The organism is Aeromicrobium sp. (assembly GCF_014378035.1).
Classification (GTDB): domain Bacteria; phylum Actinomycetota; class Actinomycetes; order Propionibacteriales; family Nocardioidaceae; genus Aeromicrobium.
This window is the reverse complement of sequence record NZ_JACMOM010000041.1, coordinates 1-14,725: the sequence shown is the minus strand read 5'-3', so window position 1 is coordinate 14,725 and position 14,725 is coordinate 1. Positions and strand designations below refer to the sequence as shown.

At 66.3% G+C, this 14,725-nt stretch carries 18 protein-coding genes and 2 tRNA genes; 14 read left to right on the top strand and 6 right to left on the bottom strand.

Going from position 1 to position 14,725, the window contains the following annotated elements; all coding sequences use genetic code 11:
- A partial coding sequence (locus H7290_RS02520) for a HAMP domain-containing sensor histidine kinase (protein WP_290512441.1) occupies positions 1-956 on the bottom strand: 956 nt, incomplete at its 3' end.
- A gap of 5 nt (positions 957-961) precedes the next feature.
- Complete coding sequence (locus H7290_RS02515; protein ID WP_290512440.1) at positions 962-1,678, bottom strand: response regulator transcription factor; 717 nt, start codon at positions 1,676-1,678, stop codon at positions 962-964.
- A 272-nt stretch (positions 1,679-1,950) separates the two neighbouring features.
- Here H7290_RS02515 and H7290_RS02510 point away from each other — a divergent pair, with 272 nt between their 5' ends.
- A complete protein-coding gene (locus H7290_RS02510; RefSeq protein ID WP_290512439.1) occupies positions 1,951-2,304 on the top strand; it encodes a hypothetical protein in 354 nt (117 codons plus the stop codon).
- A gap of 272 nt (positions 2,305-2,576) precedes the next feature.
- On the opposite strand, the gene H7290_RS02505 is transcribed toward H7290_RS02510, so the two are convergent.
- Genes H7290_RS02505 through H7290_RS02495 form a run of 3 tightly spaced genes read right to left on the bottom strand, consistent with a single transcriptional unit; the run spans position 2,577 to position 4,754 of the window.
- Positions 2,577-2,981 (bottom strand): RidA family protein, encoded by a 405-nt coding sequence (locus H7290_RS02505; protein ID WP_290512438.1) that lies wholly within the window; start codon positions 2,979-2,981, stop codon positions 2,577-2,579.
- Complete coding sequence (locus H7290_RS02500) at positions 2,974-3,738, bottom strand: IclR family transcriptional regulator (RefSeq protein WP_290512437.1); 765 nt, start codon at positions 3,736-3,738, stop codon at positions 2,974-2,976. Before H7290_RS02500 ends, H7290_RS02505 begins: the two co-directional genes overlap by 8 nt.
- Positions 3,735-4,754 (bottom strand): sugar kinase, encoded by a 1,020-nt coding sequence (locus tag H7290_RS02495; RefSeq protein ID WP_290512436.1) that lies wholly within the window; start codon positions 4,752-4,754, stop codon positions 3,735-3,737. The genes H7290_RS02500 and H7290_RS02495 overlap by 4 nt, the downstream gene beginning before the upstream one ends.
- A 149-nt stretch (positions 4,755-4,903) precedes the next feature.
- On the opposite strand from H7290_RS02495, the gene H7290_RS02490 reads away from it, so the two are divergent.
- The 13 genes from H7290_RS02490 to H7290_RS02430 all read left to right on the top strand — a co-directional run bounded on the left by H7290_RS02490 (position 4,904) and on the right by H7290_RS02430 (position 14,231).
- Positions 4,904-6,232, top strand: a complete 1,329-nt coding sequence (locus tag H7290_RS02490) for an amino acid deaminase (RefSeq protein ID WP_290512435.1) — start codon at positions 4,904-4,906, stop codon at positions 6,230-6,232.
- A gap of 4 nt (positions 6,233-6,236) precedes the next feature.
- Complete coding sequence (locus H7290_RS02485) at positions 6,237-7,862, top strand: amidohydrolase family protein (protein WP_290512434.1); 1,626 nt, start codon at positions 6,237-6,239, stop codon at positions 7,860-7,862.
- Entirely contained in the window at positions 7,855-8,499 is a 645-nt protein-coding gene (locus tag H7290_RS02480) for a bifunctional 4-hydroxy-2-oxoglutarate aldolase/2-dehydro-3-deoxy-phosphogluconate aldolase (protein WP_290512433.1), read from the top strand. The genes H7290_RS02485 and H7290_RS02480 overlap by 8 nt, the downstream gene beginning before the upstream one ends.
- Before the next feature lie 42 nt (positions 8,500-8,541).
- Complete coding sequence (locus tag H7290_RS02475; RefSeq protein WP_290512432.1) at positions 8,542-9,936, top strand: gluconate:H+ symporter; 1,395 nt, start codon at positions 8,542-8,544, stop codon at positions 9,934-9,936.
- Between the two features lie 142 nt (positions 9,937-10,078).
- Complete coding sequence (locus tag H7290_RS02470) at positions 10,079-10,519, top strand: VOC family protein (RefSeq protein WP_290512431.1); 441 nt, start codon at positions 10,079-10,081, stop codon at positions 10,517-10,519.
- A 116-nt stretch (positions 10,520-10,635) separates the two neighbouring features.
- Positions 10,636-10,917, top strand: coding sequence for an ANTAR domain-containing protein (locus H7290_RS02465; protein ID WP_290512430.1), 282 nt, complete (start codon positions 10,636-10,638; stop codon positions 10,915-10,917).
- 40 nt (positions 10,918-10,957) lie between these two features.
- Complete coding sequence (locus H7290_RS02460) at positions 10,958-11,158, top strand: DUF6458 family protein (protein WP_290512429.1); 201 nt, start codon at positions 10,958-10,960, stop codon at positions 11,156-11,158.
- A gap of 11 nt (positions 11,159-11,169) precedes the next feature.
- Positions 11,170-11,331 (top strand): GPGG-motif small membrane protein, encoded by a 162-nt coding sequence (locus tag H7290_RS02455; RefSeq protein WP_290512428.1) that lies wholly within the window; start codon positions 11,170-11,172, stop codon positions 11,329-11,331.
- Positions 11,332-11,482: 151 nt separating this feature from the next.
- A complete protein-coding gene (locus H7290_RS02450) occupies positions 11,483-12,508 on the top strand; it encodes a quinone-dependent dihydroorotate dehydrogenase (protein ID WP_290512427.1) in 1,026 nt (341 codons plus the stop codon).
- 191 nt (positions 12,509-12,699) lie between these two features.
- Positions 12,700-12,772, top strand: a tRNA-Thr gene (locus H7290_RS02445).
- Between the two features lie 28 nt (positions 12,773-12,800).
- Positions 12,801-12,874: transfer RNA gene (locus tag H7290_RS02440), tRNA-Met, on the top strand.
- A 71-nt stretch (positions 12,875-12,945) separates the two neighbouring features.
- Complete coding sequence (gene rpmG / locus H7290_RS02435) at positions 12,946-13,116, top strand: 50S ribosomal protein L33 (protein WP_290512426.1); 171 nt, start codon at positions 12,946-12,948, stop codon at positions 13,114-13,116.
- Positions 13,117-13,208: 92 nt separating this feature from the next.
- Positions 13,209-14,231: a UDP-N-acetylmuramate dehydrogenase gene (locus H7290_RS02430; RefSeq protein ID WP_290512425.1), complete on the top strand. Its 1,023-nt coding sequence runs from the start codon at positions 13,209-13,211 to the stop codon at positions 14,229-14,231.
- Positions 14,232-14,234: 3 nt separating this feature from the next.
- Here the strand turns inward: H7290_RS02430 and H7290_RS02425 are convergent.
- Positions 14,235-14,725 (bottom strand): DUF4190 domain-containing protein (locus H7290_RS02425; protein ID WP_290512424.1); only part of this gene is annotated, 491 nt, incomplete at its 5' end.

Genomic DNA, 14,725 nt, shown 5'->3' with positions numbered 1-14,725 from the left:
CCGGCGTCGAGTCGTGCGAGCAGCAGCATGTCCTCGACGAGCGTCGACATGCGTCCGGCCTCGAACTCGACCTTGGCGAGAATGTGGTCGGGGTCGTCGCGTCCGGTGCGGCGGCTGAGCTCGGCGTAGCCCTTGATGGTGGACAGCGGGGTGCGTAGCTCGTGGGAGGCGTCGGCGAGAAACTGCCGTACTTGCTGCTCGCTCTCGTGCCGGGCATCGAGGGCTTCCTCGACGTGGCCGAGCAACAAGTTGAGCGCTTCGCCCACCTGACCGACCTCGGTTGTCGGATCGGTCAGGGCATCGGGGACTCGTACGGTCTCGCCGACCTGGCCGGATGACAGCGGCATCGCCGTGACTTCGTGGGCCGTCGCAGCGACGGCGTGTAGCGGTTGCAGCTGTCGGCGCACCAGCACGCGGCCGGCCACGCCGGCGATCATGGTGGCTCCGAGGGCCAACAAAAGTTCCCACCAGACCAGGCTTGAGATGGTGGAGTCGACCTCGTCCTTGGGGAGTGCGACGACGAACGTGGCGTCGCTGAGACTCTTGGCGGCGAGCACCCGATATGCGCCGTACGCGGGCAGGTCGATGTCGCGGGGCTTGCCATCGGCCGAGACGGCCGCGAGCAGGTCACGGTCGGCGGTCGAGACGCTCGGCGCATCTCCTCGCTCGGTGACGATCGAACCGGGGAAGCCGGGGATGACGGTGATCAGTCCGACGTCCTGCCCGCGACCAGGGTTGGGACGCCCGCCATCACCTTCAGCGTCGCCGTCGTCGAACTTCTGCGAGCGCTGGGCTCGTTCCATCGACTGGACGAGCTTCTCGTCGAGGCGGTCGTTCAGGTAGTTGCTCATGACGAGCGTCACCGTGGTGGCCATGAGCAGGGCCACGAGCGCCACGAGCGCCACGACCGTGACGATGAGTCGGCCGGTCAAGGAGGAAGGAAGGAACTTGCTCACGGCTTCTACTCTGCCGGTTTGAGAACGTAGCCAGCACCACGCTTGGTGTGAATCATCGGCTCGTGTCCCGCGTCGATCTTTTTGCGGAGGTAGGAGATGTAGAGCTCGACGACGTTGGCCTGGCCGCCGAAGTCGTAGTCCCACACGCGGTCGAGAATCTGTGCTTTTGACATGACCCGGCGCGGGTTGCGCATCAGGAAGCGGAGCAGCTCGAACTCCGTCGCGGTCAGCTCGACAGCACGGCCGGCGCGCTCCACATCACGGCTGTCCTCGTCGAGGGAGAGGTCCCCGACGGTGATGACCGAGTTGGGGCGGGCGTCCATCGCTCCGGCCCGACGCATCAGGCCACGCAACCGGGCGATGACCTCCTCGAGACTGAACGGCTTGGTGACATAGTCGTCGCCACCTGCGGTCAGGCCGGCCACGCGGTCCTCGACGGAATCACGGGCGGTCAGGAACAGCACGGGGACCCCCGGACTGAATGCCCGGACCTTGCGGAGCACCTCCATACCGTCGAAGTCAGGCAGCATCATGTCGAGCACGATGGCGTCCGGTGCGAATTCCCTGGAGGCCGCGACCGCTTTGCGCCCCGTGTGGGCCGTCCGGATCTCCCAACCTTCGTAGCGCAGTGCCATCTGAAGCAGCTCGGCGATGTTGACCTCGTCGTCGACGACGAGGACACGCAAGGGGGAACCGTCGAGGCGGGTCAGTGACGAACTCATCAGGTCAGTGTGCGCGCGTTGGCAGGGCGCTTCATAGGAGGATCCTGTCAGCAACCTGTGGACCAGCGCTCAGCTGTCGAGCCGGATTCGTGCCTTCCTGCGGGGACTGCCCAGTTCCACCGCTGCTGCGTGCCGCCATACCGGAAAGCGCCATACCGGAAAGCACAGTGGTTGCACAGGCTCACGACACCCTGCCGCCAGCAACGCAGCGAACCATGAGTGGTGTTCCCCTCCATCCGAAGGGAATCCAATCAACGGAAGGAACGACCGTCATGAAGATCAACATGAAGGCGAGCGTGGCTGCTGGAGCGCTGCTCCTGGGTGGAGTTTGTGCAGGAGCAGTCCTGGCATCCTCGGGCGCTGCAACCGCAGCGGACGGCACGGCCGCGTCGAGCTCGTCGAGCTCAGACAGCAGCAAGGGACACAGCGGTGAGACTGCTCTGACGGGGACGACGGCGGACAAGGTCAAGGCTGCTGCGCTCGCGAAGAACCCGGGCGCGACCATCGACCGAGTCGAGACCGACTCCGACGGCGTCTATGAAGCGCACATCACCACCAAGGTTGGCGACGAGATCACTGTGCAGATCGACAAGAGCTTCACGGTGACCGGCACCGAAAGCCACTGATCCAGCGGCTCGACAAACTCCTGCGACAGCGGCGGGAACCATGGTGGGGTCAGAGGCCTAGAGGCGTCGTCCTGTAAATCAGACGGCAACGCCTACGCAGGTTCGAACCCTGCACCTGCCACAGCACGACGGAGAGCCCCTGACCTGCGGAGACGCGGGTGGGGGCTTTTCCTTTGCGCTCTGAACGGCATCGACCGATGATCCTCAACCCCTGCAACCCGTTCGGCTCATGCACAGGCGCACCCCCCGGGCGATTGTGGCTGGCTGGATGACTAGGCGGTCACGGCCAGGGCGTCGATCTCGACCAGCATGATCTCGTGCGGCAGATCCACGAAGACCGTCGTCCGGCTGGGGAGCGCACCACTGGGGACGTTCTCCTGGATGAACGCTCCATAGATCTCGTTCATCGCGGCGAAGTCGTCGCGGGTCGTGAGGTAGATGCGAAACATCAGCACATCCTCGACGGACGAGCCGCCGGCAGTCAGGATCGCCTTGACGTTCTCCAACGTGCGACGCGTCTGCAGGCGGACGTCGCCGGCACCGACGTACTGATTGCTCGCTGGATCCATCGGACCCTGTCCCGAGACCTGGAACAACCCACCCTTCCTGACCCCTTGGGAGAAGGTGTGCGCGGGAGCGGGTGCTTCATCCGTCAGTACTACGGTCTTGTCACTCATCGGTGGTCCTTTCGGTCTTGACCCAGCCCAGATCCGCAGAGACGGCCTCGGTGCTTGAGATCAGTTGGGGTAGGAGCTTCAGGAGCTCGTCGTAGCTGAGCAGCACGACCGGCGTGGTGATGGAGGCGGCCGCAACAACGCGTCTGTCGGCGTCGCGGATGGGAGCCGCGATGCAGTGGACGAACGACTCGTGCTCGGCGTTGTCGTGCGCCCATCCCTGCTTCTTCACCTGCTCGAGCTCGGCGAGCATCGCCTCGGGGGCCATCAGCGTGTTCGGTGTGCGCCTGACGTAGTCGAGGTCCTGGACGATCGACTCCTGTTGGCCCAATGGCATGTCCGCGAGCAGTACTTTGGCGACCGCGGCCGAATGGAGGGCGGCGGTGAGGCCGATCCGGGAGTACATACGAACCGGGTAGTGGGACTCGAACTTGTCGATGTAGACCACCTCATCGCCCTCGAAGGCGGCCAGGTGGACGGTGTGTCCAGTCTCGGCGTTCAGCCTGGCGAGGTGCGGATGCGCGACGGCGCGTATGGGTCGCTGCTCGAGTGCCTTGGAGGAGAGCGCGAACAGCCGTGAGCCGAGTCGGAAGCGCTGGTCGTCGCCGCGCACCACGAACCCTTTCTCCTGCATGGTGCGGAGCAGCCTCATGACGGTGGTCTTGTGGACTGATGCCCTGGAGGCGAGCTCGTCCAGGGTTGACGGGTGTTCCGACAGCTCTGACAGCAGGTCCAGTGCGCGGCCGAGGCTTTGACTCATGTGGCCACTGTGCCTGTATGGACGGCTGTGAAGCGACCTTCGGCGAGCGTCGTCGACGCCCATTCCATGTCGCTGAGACCGAGGATCCGGGTCATCTCTTCTTCAGGGGGGAGTGGGCCGCGATCACCCTTGACGATGAGCGTGCAGCAAGCACTGATGTGTCCCCGTCGCAGACAACCCTCGGCGTCCAGTCCGAGGAGCAGACCGCTCAGGCAGCCTGCGGCAAAGGCGTCGCCGGCACCCACAGCGTCGACGACGTCGACGGTGAGTGCGGTGACCTCGACGCGCGTCCCGTCCCTGCCCAGCGCGACCGCGCTGACGTCGGAGTTCTTGATGACGATCATCGAGGGCTCTGGCAGGAGACTGCGAAGCTCGGCTTCATCACCCGAGCCGAATGCGTGCTCGGCCTCGTCCCGGCCCACCAGCACCAGATCGGCCAGGTCGGCAAGCTCACGCAGGATCGTACGATCCTGCTCAGCCCACAATGTAGGGCGCCAGTTCACGTCGAAGCTGATCGTCCGCCCGTCTCGCGGAGCCTTCAGGACTGTCCGGGACAGCGCCAGACATGCGGGGGAGAGGGCGGCCGTGATGCCGCTGAGATGGATCAGGGTCGCTTGATCCATCAGGGCGAGGACTGCCGGGTTGTCGAGGGTGTCCGGGCTCATCGCCGAGGCGGCTGAGCCCTGGCGGTAGTACAGGACCGAGTCCTCGTCGTCGGCCGGGCCATCCATCGCCGGGACTTTGACGTAGAGCCCGGTGGGACGCTCCAGGTCCACCTCGACGCCCTCGGTTCCGACACCATGCGCCTGGAGATCGCGCAGGATTCGGGTCCCGAACCCGTCGGACCCCACCCGGCCGACCCAGTGCGCGTCGACGCCCATGCTCGCCAGTCCCATGGCCACATTGGACTCGGCGCCACCGATCCCGAAGAGCAGCTCAGTGGCTTCATACAGGGGTTCGCGCAGGGCTGGGGTCAACATCGCCATCGTCTCGCCGATACACACAGCTGTAGGCATCTGTCCCCGAACTCCCTCGCCCGATCTTGACCACGTGGCAGAAGCCATGTTAGACAGATCACATCAATTTTGCAACTAACGTTGCAAAATACGCAACGCAAATATTCTGATCATGAGAGTGTTTGCGAGACCGCTGGGGGCGGGCCATCATGAGCACACCATTCATCGCTGTCGGACCCTTCATCGACGCCAAGAAACTTGCGGGTCTCGACGATGAGGCCCTCGGCTGGTGGCACAAGGGAATGCCTCGCGGAGCGGACGGCATGACCGCTCGTGGCTTCGTGGACTCACGTCAGCGGCTGGCTGATCTGCACACGCCGCTGCTGACCCTCGACGCCGGCGCGATCAAAGAGAACCTCGATCATCTCGCGTCTTGGTGCGCCGATCATCGGGTGTTGCTCGCCCCGCACGGCAAGACCACGATGGCGCCACAGCTGTGGGCCGACCAGCTCGACCGCGGCGCGTGGGGCATCACGCTCGCGAACTTCGCGCAGCTCCGGATCGCCCGCGCCTTCGGCGTTCGCCGCCTCCAGCTCGCCAACAGCCTCACCGACCCGCGAGCCATCGAATGGGTTGCCGCTGAGACGGGTCCGGAATGCATGATCATCTCCTGGGTCGACTCGGTCGACACGGTCCGACTCATCGAAGAGGCACTTGAAGCCTCGGCGACCGGCGGCGTCGTCGATGTCCTGGTCGAGCTCGGCGGCGAGGGAGGTCGCACCGGGGCCAGGGGCGAACCCTCTGCTCTTGAGGTTGCGAGAGCGGTCGCCACGTCGGATCACCTGCGCCTTGTCGGCGTGAGCGGCTACGAAGGGGCGCTGGCCCACACGGCTTCGGTCGACAGCCTCGCCAAGGTTGGTGCCTACCTGGCTGAGATGAAGGCGGTCCACCTGAAGCTCTTGGAAGAGGGTCTTTACGAGGAGGGCGCGGACATCATCCTGACGGCGGGCGGCAGCGCCTACTTCGACAACGTCGTGAACGTTCTCGGGGAGTGCATCAACCTGCCCGCAGAGGGCGGACGCCGGGTCGAGCTCATGATCCGCAGCGGTGCCTACATCATTCACGACGACGGCTTCTACAGCCAGATATCACCGTTCTCCCGAGACGGTTCGGAGCCGTTCCGCGCAGGTATGTTCGGCTGGGCGCGCGTCGTGTCGCAACCTGAGGCCGGTCTGGCCATTCTCGATGCGGGCAAGCGAGACCTGCCCTTCGACGAAGGCCTCCCGCGTCCGCAGGCCATCAGCTCCAGGCTCGGCGGTCCGATGAGCCCGCTGACAGAGGCAGCCATCACGGCGATCAACGACCAGCACTGCTTCATGAGCTTCGACCCGGACGCGGACGACGTCAGCGTCGGTGACGTCGTCCGTCTGGGTCTCTCTCACCCGTGCACCGCGATGGACAAGTGGACCCTGATTCCAGTCCTCGACGAGACCGAGGGCGACCAGAACATCGTCGGCCTCGTCCGGACGTTCTTCTAAGCCCATGAAGACACTCATCAGCAACGCAACCCTGGTCGACGGCACGGGAGCACCGCGCCGACGCGCCGATGTCCTCGTGGACGGCACACACATCGCCACGATCGCCCGACCAACGTCTCTCCAGTCCGGCGCTGTCGGGGCCGATCGGGTCATCGACGCCACCTCGCTGGTGCTGAGCCCGGGCTTCATCGACATGCACGCCCACTCGGACCTGCAGCTGCTTGTCAATCCCAGCCACTACGCCAAGATCAGCCAGGGCGTGACCACAGAGCTGCTCGGGCAGGATGGCATGTCCTACGCACCGGTCGACGACACCACACTCGCGGCCATGCGGCACAAGATCGCCGGTTGGAACGACGACCCCGCCGACTTCGACTTCTCGTGGCGTTCGGTCCGTCAGTACCTGGATCGGCTCGACGAGGGCATAGCCACGAACGCCGCATACCTCGTCCCGCAGGGGACGGTCCGGGCAAGGGTCGTGGGCCTCTCCGACGACATCGCCAGCGCCGACCAGATCGCGCAGATGCAGGACCTGATCGACGCGTCGATGCTCGAGGGCGCCATCGGGATGTCCTCCGGGTTGACCTACACACCGGGCATGTATGCCAGCACCGAGGAGCTTGCCGCGCTGTGCGGGACCGTGGCCGCCAAGGGCGGCTTCTATGCGCCGCACCATCGGTCGTACGGCATGGGCGCGCTCGAGGCCTATGCCGAGATGATCGAGCTGAGTCGCGAGTCCGGCTGCGCCCTTCACCTCGCCCACGCGACGATGAACTTCGCGACGAACGAAGGCCGTGCCGGCGAGCTCCTGGCCCTGATCGACGCCGCGCTCGACGACGGTGTCGACATCACGCTGGACTCCTATCCGTACCTCGCGGGCGCGACGACGCTCTCGGCCATCCTGCCCAGCTGGGCCTCAGCCGGTGGCACCGAAGCGACGCTCGCCCGGCTCCGCGACCGGGAGACCCTCGGCAGGATCAGGGAAGACGTCGAGGTCAACGGGTCTGACGGATGCCACGGCGTGGTGGCCGAGTGGGACACGATCGAGATCAGCGGCGTCCAGGCTCCACACCTGATGAGCCTCATCGGCAGGACGATCGAGCAGATCGCGACTGAGCGGGAAACAGACCCCTTCGGTGTCTTCGTCGAGACCCTGCTCGATGACCGGATGGCCACCGGGATCCTGCAGCACGTGGGACACGAGGACAACGTCCGGGCCATCATGGTGCACCGTGCCCACACCGGAGGCAGCGACGGCATCCTGGTCGGAGCGAAGCCTCATCCCCGGTCATGGGGCACGTTTCCGCACTATCTGGGGCACTACTGCCGAGACCTCGGGCTCATGACCCTCGAGGACACGGTCCACCACCTCACGGGTCGTCCCGCGGCACGGCTCCGGCTCGACCGACGAGGGCTCGTCCGCGAAGGCTATGCCGCAGATCTGGTGCTCTTCGACCCCTCCTCGGTCGGGGCCACTGCCACGTTCGACGATCCGAGACAACCCGCCGCCGGCATCGAGTACGTCTTCGTCAACGGCACCACAGCCATCGACGCGACGCACCCGACCGGTGCTGTCGCCGGACGGGCCCTGCGCCGCACCCATGAAGGGATCACCAGAGCCAATGACTGACGACTCGTTCTTCGCGCAGCTCGCCGCCGACCGCTGCCTGGCGGTGGTCCGCGCGGTGGAGATCCCGGATGAGGCTCTGCTGTGTCGCGCGCTGGTGGGAGGTGGGATCAGGAGCATCGAGCTGACCTTCACGACACCCGACGTCCTTCTACACGTCGAGCGTGCCGTGGCCACGAGCGCCGACCACGGGGCCGTCGTGGGTGTCGGGACTGTCATGACGGCCGATCAGGCGCGCGCCGCCATCGACGTGGGTGCGCAGTTCCTGGTGACTCCGGGGCTGCGGCCTGACGTGGCTCAGGTCGCCGCCTCCGCCGGAATCCCGTTCTGCCTCGGCGCCATGACCCCGACCGAAGTGGCTCAAGCCATCGACCTCGGATCGAGCGTGGTCAAGATCTTTCCGGCCCGCCAGCTCGGTCCCGCCTACCTGACTGACCTGCACGGGCCCTATCCGGATGCGCAGCTCCTTCCCTCCGGCGGGATCGATGCCCACAACGCGCCGGCCTACCTCGACGCCGGAGCGGTCGCCGTGTGCTGTGGCACCAGTGTCGTCCCGCCAGCATCCGTGGCGGCCGCGGACTGGGACGAGATCGAAGCCAGGGCAACCGCCTTCACCAAGGTCCTCAACAGATCCTCCTGAACCAACCCGTGAACACCCGATCCACCAAGAAGGTACTTCTCCATGACTGATTTCCTGCACTGGCTGCATCACGACACGGCCGGCCTCCTCCTGCTGGCCGGCGTTGGCATTGCGCTGCTCCTGACCCTGATCATCAAGGTCCGACTGGAACCCTTCATCGCGCTGCTCGTGGTCGGCGTCCTCGTGGCCCTCGTCGGGGGTCTCTCGATCGAACAGCTCGTCGGCTCCCCGACCAACAGCAAGGAGTCCCTGATCGAGACGGGATTTGCCGGGATCCTCGGACACATCACCGTCATCATCGGGCTCGGCACCGTGCTCGGCGCCATCCTGGAGCGATCCGGCGGTGCAGAGGTGCTGCTCCGGCGGCTGGTCAAGATCTTCGGCGAGAAGGGCACCCCGCTGGCGATGGGAGTGACCGGTTTCGTCCTCGGCATCCCGGTCTTCTTCGACATCGGGATCTTCGTGCTGGCTCCTCTGGTCTACGTCGCCGCAGTTCGCGGGGGCAAGTCGCTGGCCCTGTATGCCCTGCCACTTCTCGCCGGCTTGTCGGTCACGCACGCGTTCCTGCCACCCCACCCCGGACCCGTCGCGGCGGCAGGCCTGTTCCACGTCGAGCTGGGCTGGATCATCATCATGGGCCTGGCGTGCGGCATCCCTGCGTGGTTCGCCTCGGGCATCCTCTGGGGAACGTGGATCGGCAAGCGGGTCATGGTCGACGTGCCCGCGGACCGAATCGTCGAGGAATCCGACGAGGCCAAGTCCCTGGGTGAACCCAGCCTCGGGATCGTCCTGTTCTGCATCGGACTACCCCTGCTCCTGATCCTGGGCGGCACCTTCGGCAACACCACGTTGTCGGCCGGCAACCTGCGTTCGGTGCTCACCTTCTTCGGCACGCCCGCGATCGCCCTGACGATCGCCGTCCTGCTGGCGATGTGGCTGCTGGGGATCCGCCGCGGCATGACGACCGATGAGCTCGCCGAGCTGACTTCGTCGTCCTTGCGACCGATCGGCATGATCCTGCTCGTGGTCGGCGCGGGGGCGTTCTTCGGGGCGGTGCTTGCCGCGACCGGCGTTGGTGACGCGGTGGCCGGATCGTTGGCGGACGCCGGACTGCCATTGATCGTCTCTGCCTACGTCATCAGCTGCGGCCTTCGCATCGCCCAGGGCTCGGCCACCGTGGCCATCGTGACGACGGGCGGCATCCTGGCACCGACGATGGCCGCCGACGACTTCTCCCAGCCCCAGCTGGCCCTGATCGTGATGGCCATCGCCGCCGGCTCGATCATCGCCAGTCACGTCAACGACGGCGGATTCTGGATCGTCTCCAAGTACTTCAACATGTCGGTCAAGGACACGCTCAAGACCTGGACCGTCCTGGAGACGGTGCTCTCCGTCGTCGGCTTCGGCATGGCAGGGCTGATCTACCAGTTCGTGTGAGCAGCCTCCCCGTCCAGCTCACACCTGCGCGGTCCCGCCGGTTGCAGCGGGACCGCTCAGGTCCGGGAGCTCGGCCGTACGGTCCCTCTGCCTTCCGTCTCCCTCGGGGAATTGGCGACATCAGTGTCGGAGGATGGGCCACATGACACACATAAAACGTTTCGATCACGTCGGCATCACCGTCGAAGACCTGGACTCGGTGACGGCGTTCTTCGTCGGGCTCGGTCTGGAGGTTGAAGGCACCGGATCCGTGGAGGGCGAGTTCGTGGAGACCGTCTGTGGCATCCCGGGTGCGCACTGTGAGATTGCGATGTTGCGGTCGCCCGCTGGTGGGACCCGGCTGGAGCTCGCGAGCTTCGTCCAGCCCGACCACGTGTCTGGATCGCCCGCGGCGATGGCCAACGAGCTGGGGCTGCGCAACGTGTCCTTCGAGGTCGGCGACCTCCAGGCGGCCGTCGACGCTGTGGCTGCGGACGGGTACGGGCTCGTCGGAGGTGTCGGCGAGTACGAGGGCAGCGTGCGTATGGCCTACATACGCGGGCCCGAGGGGATCATCGTGTCCCTGTTCGAGCAGATCGGCTGACACGCGTCCTCCTGCCGCGCCGCGGACGGTTGGACAGCGCGGGCAAGGCCGAGTCCACGGTGCGCACGGCATGCCTACCTGATTGTTTTGAGTGCGCAACTCGGGGTAATAACCCCATGCTGGTCGACGACCCGTCGACCAGTGGTGGTCTCGACACCACCCGGACGTCACGCCTTGGGAGGACCGAGATGTGCCAAACAAGCGTCGACGTCATCATCCAGGCGCAAGCCGCGCTGATGACCGAGCACGACGTGACTTCTGAGACCGCCCTCGGGCTCCTCGTGTGGGCAGCCACCGATGGCGGTGTGACCGTCCTTGAAGTCGCACTCACGATCTGTGAGGCAGCACCAGATGAACACCTCCACCTTGGTGGGGCGGTGCTTTGCGCCACGGCGTGAAGTCCATCCCATCCGGGCCCGCTCGATGAAAGGAAATGTCATGTACCTCGGTGGATCAATCGCCCTCATCGCCTTCGGTGCCATCTTGGCCTTCGCCGTCCAAGATCGCCTGGCCGGTATCGACCTCGTGGCTGTCGGCTACATCTGTATGGCTGCCGGTGCCCTCGGAATCGTGCTGAGCCTCGTGCTGAATGCTCAGCGCGATCGCGGCGTACGCCGCAACGACCTCCCACCCCGCTGAAAGGAATCATCATGGGAATTTTGCTCTGGATCATTGCAGTAGCCCTGGTCATCTATGGGCTCATCACGCTCATCAACGGAGGCATCCTGTTGGGCATCGTGCTCATCGTCGTCGGCCTCGCTGTGGGCCCCGGCGGTTGGAGCATCTTCAACCGGCGCGGATCTCGCGCCTGAGTCGCTGGGAGTCCTGAAGTCGCTGGGAGTCCTGAACCGGTGGGAGTGACGTTCTTGTGGCGCCAGACGGCGTGTCGCCGCAAGAACGTCACTTCCAGCGTTGGCGTGCGCGCGTCGGTGGTACCCGTCGATCGACCGATACCCTGACGTTGTGGTTTATCGCGCCTTCTTCGACAACGTCCTCAGTTCCATGGATCCCGAGATGGCCCACGAGCGAGGTTTTGCCGCCATCCGGGCCGGACGCTTCGCCACCCGTCTGGCCGTTCGTCGCACCTACGCGCCGCGCACGGTCATGGGCATCGAGTTCCCGAACGCCTTCGGTCTGGCCGCCGGGTTCGACAAGAACGCCCACGGGGTGCCGAGCCTCCTAGCCCTTGGTTTCGGCCACGTCGAGATCGGGACGGTGACGGCACGGCCGCAACGGGGCAACCCACGTCCACGTCTCTTCCGGCTCGCCGAGGACGACGCCGTGATCAACCGCATGGGGTTCAACAACGAAGGGGCGGCCGAGGTGGCGTCGAGGCTGCACCGGCTCCGCAAGAGGCCGGCCGGACGCGACGCGGTCATCGGCGTCAACATCGGCAAGACCAAGGTCGTCGATGCCAATGACGCGGTGGCCGACTACGTCGAGAGCGCACGCCTGCTCGTCCCCTTCGCGAGCTATCTGGTCGTCAACGTCTCGTCGCCCAACACCCCGGGTCTGCGCGACCTGCAGGCCACGTCCGAGCTGCGCCCGCTCCTGGCCGCGGTCAAGGATGTCGCCGATCGCGCGGCGGGTGGCCGCGTCCCGCTCCTCGTCAAGATCGCCCCCGACCTTGCCGACGCCGACGTCGACGCAGTGGCCGACCTCGCGCTAGAGCTGGGTCTCGACGGCATCAGCGCCACCAACACCACGATCACCCGCCCCGACTCACTGATCACCCCGCGCGACGTCATCGAGGCGGCGGGGGCAGGCGGCTTGTCCGGGCCGGTCCTCGCCGAGCGCGCGACCGAGGTGCTCGTGCGTCTGCGCGCCCGCGTCGGCAATCGGCTCGCGATCATCGCTGTCGGTGGAGTGACGACCCCCGACGACGTGCGTGCGCGCCTCGCGGCGGGGGCAGATCTCGTGCAGGGTTACACCGGGTTCATCTACGAGGGCCCGCTCTGGCCCTCACGACTCGCTGCCGCCAGCGTCTAGACCGTCAGCGACGCACCAGCGGCGACGCCCGGGCATCTCTTGGACGCTCAGGCACCGCTCGCAGGTGCGAGAGAAGCAAAATCCGCCGCCGCCCGAGGCGGCGCTCGCGACGCCCACGGGCTCCTCGATGGTCTGACGCAGCCCCGATTTCCGCTTCGGGCCCCGCGCCATGTATCTTTGGCTGTCGGCTTGCCCCCTTAGCTCAGTCGGTAGAGCGCTTCCATGGTAAGGAAGAGGTCTTCGGTTCGATTCCGTAAGGGGGCTCTGGGCAGCGGGGCGACTCGAGGCCCGTGGCGGGGTAGCTCAGGTGGTTAGAGCACACGGCTCATAATCGTGGTGTCGCGGGTTCGAGTCCCGCCCCCGCTACCGCACAACTGCACAGGCACCACCCAGCACCAACGTTCCCCAGCACCAATCGATTCAGAAGAGGCACCCTCGTGGCCAGCAAGAGCTCAGACGTTCGCCCCAAGATCACCTTGGCCTGCACCGAGTGCAAGGAACGCAACTACATCACGAAGAAGAACCGTCGCAACGATCCCGATCGTCTCGACCTGATGAAGTTCTGCCCTCGCGAGAAGCGGCACACGCTGCACCGCGAGACCCGCTGAACCTGTCTGACGCGCGACGGCTCCCACTGCTCCGGCAGGTGGGAGCCTTCGTCGTTCCCGGCCCCCTCGGCCGGGCTGCTAGCGTCGCCGACATGGACCTGGCCGAGCTCACGACCCTGCGCCTTGGCGGTCCGGCCCGCGCCGTCATCGAGGCGACGACCGAGGACCACCTGATTGACGCGGTGCGGGTCGCCGACGAGGCCGGTGACCCGGTGCTCCTGGTCGCGGGCGGTAGCAACCTCGTGGTCGCCGACGAAGGAGTGCCCGGCACCGTCGTCCGGGTGCTGACCCGTGGCATCTCCGTCGACTCCGACGCCTGCAGCGGGGCCACTGTCACCGTGGCGGCCGGTGAGCCGTGGGACGACGTGGTCGCCCGCGCGGTCGCGGAGGGCTGGACGGGTGTCGAGGCGTTGTCGGGCATACCCGGGTCGACGGGTGCCACTCCCATCCAGAATGTCGGCGCCTATGGCCAGGAGGTGTCGCAGACCATCGCGTCCGTGCGGGCCTACGACCGGTACGACCGCCGCGTCCGCACCTTCCACTCCATCGACTGCGGGTTCGGTTACCGGCACAGCAGGTTCAAGGCGGAGCCGCAACGCTTCGTCGTCCTGTCGGTGGCATTCCAGCTGCCGCTCGGCGACCTCAGCGCCCCGATCGCCTACGCCGAGCTGGCACGCACGCTCGGGGTCGAGGTGGGCGAGCGTGCGCCGATCACAGACGTCCGCGACGCCGTGCTGGCACTGCGTCGGGGCAAGGGCATGGTTCTCGACGACGCCGACCATGACACCTGGAGTGCGGGCTCGTTCTTCACGAACCCGTTGCTGACGCCCGATATGGCGAGCGCCCTGCCTCCTGACGCGCCGCGATTCGAGCAGCCTGACGGCACCGTCAAGACGAGTGCGGCGTGGCTCATCGACCATGCCGGCTTCGGCAGGGGGTACGGCACCACTGGCAGGGTCACCGTGTCGACCAAACATGCGCTGGCGCTCACGAACCGCGGAGACGCGACGACGTCCGAGCTGTTGACGCTCGCTCGCGAGATCCGCGACGGGGTGCGTACCGCCTACGGCATCACGCTCGTCAACGAGCCGGTGCTCGTCGGCTGCGAGCTGTGAGACCTACAGCGAACCGCCGATGAAGTAGGTGCTGTAGCTGCCCGACGAGTTGCTGAACGCGATACCGATCGAGATCAGGGCGATGACGCCCACGATGGCGATGATGCCGAGCACCGACCCGATGATGCCCATGATCTTGCCCGCGTTTGCCTCGCTGCGACCCGAGTAGGCCTGCGGGTTGGCGTCGATCTCCCTGACGGCTTTTGCGCCGAGCCACCAGGCGAACGGTGCCGCGAAGAACGTCAGGCAGATGCCGAGGCCGGTCAGGCCGACGATGCCGAGGACCATCGCCGTGACGGCTTGCGGATGCTTGGGGGCCATGGGTGTGACCTGTCCGTACGGCTGCTGCCCGTAGGCCTGTGCGTAGTACGGCGGCGGCTGTTGTCCGCCGGGCGGGGGAGGGTACGCGCTGGCGACGTTGGGTGGGTAGCCGCCGGGCGGAGGTGGCGGGGAGGCGCCGCCGTAGCTCGGCGGGGACTGGCCACCCGGCGGGG

What these genes read in the sequence shown, in the direction of transcription:
- H7290_RS02515 (WP_290512440.1), bottom strand. Translation starts at nt 1,678, where the DNA reads ATGAGTTCGTCACTGACCCGCCTCGACGGTTCCCCCTTGCGTGTCCTC.
- H7290_RS02510 (WP_290512439.1), top strand. Translation starts at nt 1,951, where the DNA reads ATGAAGATCAACATGAAGGCGAGCGTGGCTGCTGGAGCGCTGCTCCTG.
- H7290_RS02505 (WP_290512438.1), bottom strand. Translation starts at nt 2,981, where the DNA reads ATGAGTGACAAGACCGTAGTACTGACGGATGAAGCACCCGCTCCCGCG.
- H7290_RS02500 (WP_290512437.1), bottom strand. Translation starts at nt 3,738, where the DNA reads ATGAGTCAAAGCCTCGGCCGCGCACTGGACCTGCTGTCAGAGCTGTCG.
- H7290_RS02495 (WP_290512436.1), bottom strand. Translation starts at nt 4,754, where the DNA reads ATGCCTACAGCTGTGTGTATCGGCGAGACGATGGCGATGTTGACCCCA.
- H7290_RS02490 (WP_290512435.1), top strand. Translation starts at nt 4,904, where the DNA reads ATGAGCACACCATTCATCGCTGTCGGACCCTTCATCGACGCCAAGAAA.
- H7290_RS02485 (WP_290512434.1), top strand. Translation starts at nt 6,237, where the DNA reads ATGAAGACACTCATCAGCAACGCAACCCTGGTCGACGGCACGGGAGCA.
- H7290_RS02480 (WP_290512433.1), top strand. Translation starts at nt 7,855, where the DNA reads ATGACTGACGACTCGTTCTTCGCGCAGCTCGCCGCCGACCGCTGCCTG.
- H7290_RS02475 (WP_290512432.1), top strand. Translation starts at nt 8,542, where the DNA reads ATGACTGATTTCCTGCACTGGCTGCATCACGACACGGCCGGCCTCCTC.
- H7290_RS02470 (WP_290512431.1), top strand. Translation starts at nt 10,079, where the DNA reads ATGACACACATAAAACGTTTCGATCACGTCGGCATCACCGTCGAAGAC.
- H7290_RS02465 (WP_290512430.1), top strand. Translation starts at nt 10,636, where the DNA reads ATGCTGGTCGACGACCCGTCGACCAGTGGTGGTCTCGACACCACCCGG.
- H7290_RS02460 (WP_290512429.1), top strand. Translation starts at nt 10,958, where the DNA reads ATGTACCTCGGTGGATCAATCGCCCTCATCGCCTTCGGTGCCATCTTG.
- H7290_RS02455 (WP_290512428.1), top strand. Translation starts at nt 11,170, where the DNA reads ATGGGAATTTTGCTCTGGATCATTGCAGTAGCCCTGGTCATCTATGGG.
- H7290_RS02430 (WP_290512425.1), top strand. Translation starts at nt 13,209, where the DNA reads ATGGACCTGGCCGAGCTCACGACCCTGCGCCTTGGCGGTCCGGCCCGC.